We start from the raw sequence: 6,451 nt of genomic DNA, 5'->3' as shown, positions 1-6,451 counted from the left end.
GGGCGTTCCGTCGACATGACGGTCACCGTCGAGAAGGGCGCGCGGGCCGGGGTGCCGGCTCTTGCGGGTGGCCCGCGCGCCCTTCTCGACGGTGACCGTCATGTCGACGGAACGCCCTTGTCGTACGCCTTCTGCAGGTTGCTGAGATAGGCGTCCGGTTTCTCGCTGTTCGTGATCAGCTTCTGGGTCTCGGAGACGAGGACGTCGTAGAAGCCGGGGACCGGCCAGTCGGGGTAGAAGGCCAGGCCGTCACGGGCGGAGACGGTGTTGAAGTTGGCGATGAGTTCCTTGGACTTGGGGTCGGTGATCGCGGAGGTGTCGGCCGCGACCGGGATGCCGCCCTTGTTGCCCATCAGGTTCTGGATCTTCTTCGACAGGGTGATGTCGATGAAGTCGTAGGCGAGTTGCTTGTTCTTGGCGCCCTTGGGGACGACCCAGATGTTGCCGCCGGAGCCGAGGGTGAGGTTCGAGCCGGGCCAGAGACTCGTGTCCCAGTCGAACTTGGCCTCCGTCTGGAAGCGGCCGTACCACCAGCTGCCGGAGAACAGGATCGGGGCCTTGCCCTGGATCCAGGAGACACCGGCGTCCTCGGCCTTCGTGCCGCTGGAGGTCTTGGCGATGTAGCCCTTCTTCACCCAGTCGGCGAAGGCCGTCGCCGCGTACGTCCAGGCCGCGTCGTGGAAGTCCGTCTTGCCCTTGTACAGCTCGTACTTGTCGACCCAGGCGCGGTCGGCCTTCGAGAGGGCGAGTTGGTAGAGGTACTGCTGGGCCATGTACTCGGCGCCCGCGTTGGCGAGCGGGGTGATGCCCTTCGCCTTGAACTCGCCCAGTGCGGTGGTCAGTTCGTCGAACGTCTTCGGTTCGGCGATCTTGTACTTCTTGAAGAGGGCCTTGTTGTAGTAGACCATCGTGTACTCGCCGTAGTCCGTGACGCCGTACCACTTGCCGGAGCCCATCACTCCGTTGGTGTCGTAGACGTCCGTCGTGCCCACGCTCGCGGGGATCTTCTTGTCCCAGCCGCGCTTCGTCGCCTCGGCGGTCAGGTCGGTGAGCAGGCCTTGTTTCGAGAGCAGGCCTGCCGTCGCGTTGCCCTTGTTGTACTCCATGATGTCCGGGGCGTCCGAGGAGTTGAGGACCATGGGCGCTGTTTTCTGGATCTGCTCGAAGCCCTTCTCCTCGAACTTCACCTTCACGCCCGGGTGTTGGGCCTCGAACTCCTTGATGGCCTCGTTCCAGGCCACGCCCATCGCGCTGTCCGGGCCCTCGTAGTGCCAGAGCTTGAGGGTTTTGCTGTCCGAGGAGCCGTTGTCCGAGCTGCCGCCGCAGGAGGAGAGGAGCAGAGATCCGGTGAGGATCAGTGCGGCTGTCGTTGCTCGCCGTTGTGCCGTCAGCATCCAGTGCCTCCAGGGGAGTCGGATGGGTGTCGAATCGATTCGACGGGGGGCGTCGAAGCGCTTCGATGGAGGAAGGTATGTAGGGGCTGTGTGGGCGTCAATGGGTGCGGCAGGGATTGAAGCAAGCGGTTCGATGGGTTTGGGGGTTGATGCCGGTCCGGTGGGGGCTGGTCGCGCCCACGCGGCGGAGCCGCAAATCGATACAGCCCCGCGCCCCTTAGGGGGCCGCCTGAGCTGTGCTGCGATGGCCAGGGGCGGTGGCGGAGATTGCGGCGGACCCGGCGACGAGTGACCGCGATGCGGCGGGGCGAGGAGCCGGGTCTTGTAAAGGACAGGCTCCGCAGCAGCGCGTCTCTGAGCTGCGGCCGGGTTCACTCGTCGGCGAGGCCGCCGTCGGAGGGGTGTCAGGGGGTGTCCGCCGCAGCCGGCGGTGTTCCTCCGGTGGGATCCGTCTGCCGTCGACGACCACGCCGTGGATGCGGCGGGTGCTGCGGATGTCGCGCGGCGGGTCGGCGTCGAGGGCGAGCAGGTCGGCGGCGTGTCCGTGGGCTGCGGTGCCGACGGCGGGCACGCCGAGGATGGGGGCTGCGTCCCGCGTATCCGCGCGCAGGACCTCGGGCCGTCCCCGGCGCTGGGGCTGCCCCGCCCCTGAAGCGGCCGTCAGCCGGAGTGATCACGTCGTGTCGCGCCTCTCACCAGGGGCATCGGCTGGGGGTTCCTGTGCCGCGAGGGCTGCGTCGACGAGGGGCTCGTACGAGAGCCACTGTCGCGCACGGACCTGAGCCCGCCGTCAGAGCTGGGCCACGTCTCCTCGCCCACACCGAAAGTCACCCGGCACCAGGGCTCCGGCCCGCGCCTCACCGCCCCACCCCCACCCTGGCTAAAGCCGCATGAGGAGCGTCCGAGGTGCCCCGGTCGGCGGCCACCGACCGCCCCCTCCGGACGGGTCACGGACCAGACGGGTAACGGCGTTCGCCGGTCTCCGGCGGGACGTGCGACCGGCAGGACCCACGGCTCCGGGCCCAGCACCGCCGACCCTGGGCGCCTGCTCAAACCACAGGTCAACAGCATGGTCGCGGGTTTGATTTCCCCTGGTGGGAGGGGGTGTGAATCAACCCCGCCGGTGTGAGTCTCGGTGGGGTCGAGCCGGATATATGGCTCCCTGTCCTCCCTGTCCTCCTACCGATCGGAGCAACCCATGCGTGCCAGCGTCGTCCGACGTGTCAGCCTCTCGGCGGTCCTTCCGTGCGTCCTCGCGGGAGCGGTCGCGGTATCCGGCCTGTCCTCCCTGGGGGCGGCCGCCACCGCCACAGCGCCCCACAGCGTGAAGATCGACGCGCAGGAGGTGGCGCAGACCAACTTCCCGCAGGTCCACTGGAACACCGACGACGGCGCCGCCGGCTACCGCACCATGCTCAGTGGCCTGGACGCGCTGGCCCGCAGCACGGCCAACGCTCGCCTGACCGGCCCGGTGGTCAACACGCGGGGCAACCGGGTCACCGTCACCGTCCTGGACAACAGGCGGACGAACAACTTCGCCGACGTCGTCATCAGCTCCCCGGGACACTTCGCGCCCACCGTGCACGCCGTGGTGCGCCTCAGCGACCTGTACGTGGTGCGGGTCTACACGGTGGGCGCGTCCCACAACCGCGTCCTCAACCTCATCCGGAACGTCCCGAACGAGTCGAGCACCGACGACAACTTCTTCGTCGGCCGGGAGGGCTACGACGCCCTCTCCCGGGTCGCCAACCAGTCCCTGACCGGTGTCACCATCGGCCCCGGCCCCCTCTCGCAGGCCCTGTTCGACCTGGCCAGTACCGGCTCGTCCCGGCTCAACCAGGCCCGAGGTCTGCTCACCGTCATCTTCGGCATCTCGGAGGCGGCCCGCTTCCGTACCCTGGCCGACCGCGTCGCGCCCTCCTTCGACAGCGGGGACTCGGTCTCCTACAGCTCCCAGCAGATCTCCCTGATCCGGAACTGGGCCAACGTCAGCCACGTCTACGTCGGCCACGTCAACGGCACAGACGCCGGCGCCAGCACGAGCGTGGCCGGGGCCAGCATCTCCGACGCCCGCCAGGCAGCCGCCCTGCTGGCCATCGCCCTCAACGACGGCACCAACCCCAACCCCAGGGACGAACTCTGACAGGCCTCGTGCGCAGGGGGCGCCGACTCCAGAGTCGGCGCCCCCTCCTGCGTGCGCGTTGCCAGGAACGCGCGGATACGGCCCACACGCTCAGTCAAGGCGTTTCCTTGCTCAGGGTGCCGATCAGCAGCGCCGTTGCCGCCGCCGCTGTCGGCACCGTGAAGCCCGCCGTCGGTGATGCGTGATCCGCCACCCAGCCTCCCGTCGCCGAGCCGCACGCGATCCCCAGCAGTAGGCCCGTCACCGCCAGGCTCATGCCCTCGTTCAACCTGCCTTCTGGTGCGCGGTGTTGGAGCAAGGTCATCGCGGTGATCATCGTGGGGGCCGTTGCCATGCCCGCCACCAGCAAGGCAACCGCCAGTGCTGGAAGGGAGTTGAGCGTGTGGGTTGCCAGGAGGGGCAAGGGCATCAGGGTCGTCATCGCCAACAGGCACCACCGCAGGCGGCGTTCCGGTGCGCCCGTCGGGGGCAACGTGCCGTAGAGCAGGCCCGCCGCGCAGGAGCCCGCCGCCTGGAGCGCCAGCACCGCGCCGCCAGCCGTGCGGTGGCCCGCCGTGTCCGCGTAGGCGAGTGTCACCACCTCCATCGCGCCGAACACCGCACCGGTCGCGATGAAACCGGCGATCAGGGGCGGGATGCCGGCGGTGCGGAGGGGTGAACTGCCCTTCGGGGTAGGGCTCGGGGGTGGTTCCGTCTCGCGCCGGGCCGTGAAGATCAGGGTGCCTGTCACCAGCAGGATCGCTCCGACCAGCGTGCCCGCCTCCGGGAAGAACGTGCCGCAGAGGAAGGCCGCCAGGGCCGGGCCCAGCATGAAGCAGAGTTCGTCGGCCGCCTGCTCGAAGGAGTTCGCCGTGTGCAGGGCCTCGGGGTCGGCGGCGAGGAGGTGGGCCCAGCGGGCGCGGGACATGCCGCCGGTGTTGGGGGTGGTCGCGGTGGCCGCGTAGGCGGCGAACAGGGTCCAGTCGGGGGCGCCGTAGCGTACGCAGAGGAGGAGGGCGAGGGAGCCGAGTGCCGCAACCGCCGTTGCCGGTACGGCCGTTCGGGACTGGCCGTGTCTGTCGATGAGCCGGGCGATCCAGGGGGCGGTCACCGCGGTCGCCGCCAACCCCGTTGCCGTCACCGCGCCGGCCAGGGTGTACGAACCCCGTGCGCCGGCGATCATCATCACCGCGCTCACGCTGAACATGCCTGCGGGGAGGCGGGCGATGAGGTTCCCGGCGGTGAAGGCGCGGGTGCCGGGGATGGTGAACAGGCGGCGGTAGGTGGTCTGTTGGGGCGTACGACGTGGCATGGGGCAAGCGTCGTCCGGAGTGGATCACGGGGTCCAACACCTGGTCAGGGGCAATTCACGCACTCCCGTTGTAAGTTCGCGGGATGTCATGGACGCCCGGGACGACGCCCCGGATATCGACTCATCTGGACCCCCGTCTCCTCCTCGGCTTCGTCACCGTCGCCGAAGAACTGCACTTCACCCGCGCCGCCGCCCGCCTGTACGTCGCCCAGCAGGCCCTCAGCCGTGATGTACGGCGCCTGGAGCGGGAGTTGGGGGCCGAGCTGTTCGTGCGCACCACTCGGCAGGTGACGCTGACGGCGGAAGGTGAGCGGCTGGTGCCGTATGCGCGGCGGGTGCTCGGGGCGCAGGAGGAGTTGCTCGCCGCGTTTCGGCAAGGCCGGCCGCTGCTCGTCGATCTGAACTCGCCGGGGCTGGGCACGGGGCGCCGCGTGCTGCACCGAGCCCGTGAACTCGCCCCGGATCAGGAGCTGATGGCCCGCTACGAGAGTGGACTGGCGGGCGCGGCAAGGGAGTTGCTGGCGGGGCGGCTCGACGTGTCGTTCGGGCGGTTCGCCGGGCTGGACCCTGCGCTGCGGGCCGGGCTCGATCATCAGCTGGTGCGGTACGAGCCGATGGCGGTCCTGCTGCCCGAGGGGCACCGGTTGGCGTCGCTCGCGGAGGTGCCCGTCGACGCGCTCGCGGGGGAGGCCGTGTACGCCGGTGCCGGGAATCCGCGTACCCCTGAGTGGACGGATCTCGCGCGTCGTCTGTTCGAGGCGCGTGACATCGAGGTTGCCGCGCCCGCACCCATGGCCGTGGGCGAAGAGGAGTTCGAACGGGTCATGGCGAAGACGGGGACCCCGATTCTCGCCGTGGTGGATTTTCCGGCCATGCCTCGGACGGTGCTGCGGCCACTCGTGGACCCGGTGCCGTTGTCCGCCGTGTCGCTCGTGTGGCGAAAGGGGCTGGTGCACCCCGGATTCGATGCGCTTCGACGTGCTGCGGTGGAGATCGGCAACGCCGACGGGTGGCTGCGGCGGCCGGTGAATGGATGGATTCCGGCCATCGACGTGGACATGCTAAAAAGGGGGAAATGACGCATCCCGCCACATGAAGTGTTCCCTGTGCGCTACCTTCAGGGCCTGAGCACGGTGTGGTAAGGGGGGCGCGAGGACCGGGTGGGGGCCCGGTTCGGCGGCGTGTGCTCAGGGTCGTTTGCGCACCCGGAACAGTCCCGTGGGGGGATGTGCGTGCGCATGGAAAAGTGGCGTGAAGACGCCCAACCGGAATGGCCCCAAGCTGCATCCGCGACCAGAGAAGTACCGGTCATAGGCGGAGAGGCCGAGGCGGCGTTCCTGGACACCGAAGCGACCGGAACGGCCGCGGAGACCAGAGGACCAGAGATCCTGGAGGGCGGCCGGCATGCCGCTAAGGTCGGTCGGAATATCGGCACGGACGGTCGGCATGGCGGCACAGATGGTCGGCATGCGGGCAAGGACAGTCGTCGTACGGCCAAGGGCGGTCGTCGTATACAGACCGGGTGGCCCGAGCCGCCCGCCGGCAAGGACGTGTCCGCCGTCGGCGCGGGAATCCTCGCCGATCCCTGGGGCGCGTCGCCGGAGACGGGGCCGGGGACGGGGA

5 protein-coding genes and 1 pseudogene are annotated in these 6,451 nt (G+C 69.3%); 4 read left to right on the top strand and 2 right to left on the bottom strand.

The genetic code is table 11. From position 1 onward, the window contains the following. Nucleotides 1–98: 98 nt before the first annotated feature. Nucleotides 99–1,394: an ABC transporter substrate-binding protein gene (locus tag AC31A1_RS44110; protein ID WP_489658707.1), complete on the bottom strand. Its 1,296-nt coding sequence runs from the start codon at nucleotides 1,392–1,394 to the stop codon at nucleotides 99–101. Between the two features lie 472 nt (nucleotides 1,395–1,866). Between AC31A1_RS44110 and AC31A1_RS44105 the strand changes: the two genes are divergently transcribed. Then, nucleotides 1,867–2,046: a hypothetical protein gene (locus tag AC31A1_RS44105; protein WP_489658706.1), complete on the top strand. Its 180-nt coding sequence runs from the start codon at nucleotides 1,867–1,869 to the stop codon at nucleotides 2,044–2,046. Nucleotides 2,047–2,592: 546 nt separating this feature from the next. After that, nucleotides 2,593–3,537 (top strand): ribosome-inactivating family protein, encoded by a 945-nt coding sequence (locus AC31A1_RS44100; protein WP_489658705.1) that lies wholly within the window; start codon nucleotides 2,593–2,595, stop codon nucleotides 3,535–3,537. Between the two features lie 94 nt (nucleotides 3,538–3,631). On the opposite strand, the gene AC31A1_RS44095 is transcribed toward AC31A1_RS44100, so the two are convergent. Continuing rightward, the gene (locus AC31A1_RS44095; RefSeq protein ID WP_489658704.1) at nucleotides 3,632–4,828 is read right to left on the bottom strand and encodes an MFS transporter; all 1,197 of its coding nucleotides are present in this window, start codon (nucleotides 4,826–4,828) and stop codon (nucleotides 3,632–3,634) included. A gap of 83 nt (nucleotides 4,829–4,911) precedes the next feature. Here AC31A1_RS44095 and AC31A1_RS44090 point away from each other — a divergent pair, with 83 nt between their 5' ends. Then, complete coding sequence (locus tag AC31A1_RS44090) at nucleotides 4,912–5,907, top strand: LysR family transcriptional regulator (RefSeq protein ID WP_489658703.1); 996 nt, start codon at nucleotides 4,912–4,914, stop codon at nucleotides 5,905–5,907. 159 nt (nucleotides 5,908–6,066) lie between these two features. Then, nucleotides 6,067–6,451: pseudogene (locus AC31A1_RS44085) on the top strand (hypothetical protein); the annotation flags it as partial.

Source organism: Streptomyces sp. P5F9 (assembly GCF_057961495.1).
The sequence above is the reverse complement of the archived record's forward strand: the minus strand, read 5'-3'. Positions and strand labels throughout refer to the sequence as shown.

What these genes read in the sequence shown, in the direction of transcription:
- AC31A1_RS44110 (WP_489658707.1), bottom strand. Translation starts at nt 1,394, where the DNA reads ATGCTGACGGCACAACGGCGAGCAACGACAGCCGCACTGATCCTCACC.
- AC31A1_RS44100 (WP_489658705.1), top strand. Translation starts at nt 2,593, where the DNA reads ATGCGTGCCAGCGTCGTCCGACGTGTCAGCCTCTCGGCGGTCCTTCCG.
- AC31A1_RS44095 (WP_489658704.1), bottom strand. Translation starts at nt 4,828, where the DNA reads ATGCCACGTCGTACGCCCCAACAGACCACCTACCGCCGCCTGTTCACC.
- AC31A1_RS44090 (WP_489658703.1), top strand. Translation starts at nt 4,912, where the DNA reads ATGTCATGGACGCCCGGGACGACGCCCCGGATATCGACTCATCTGGAC.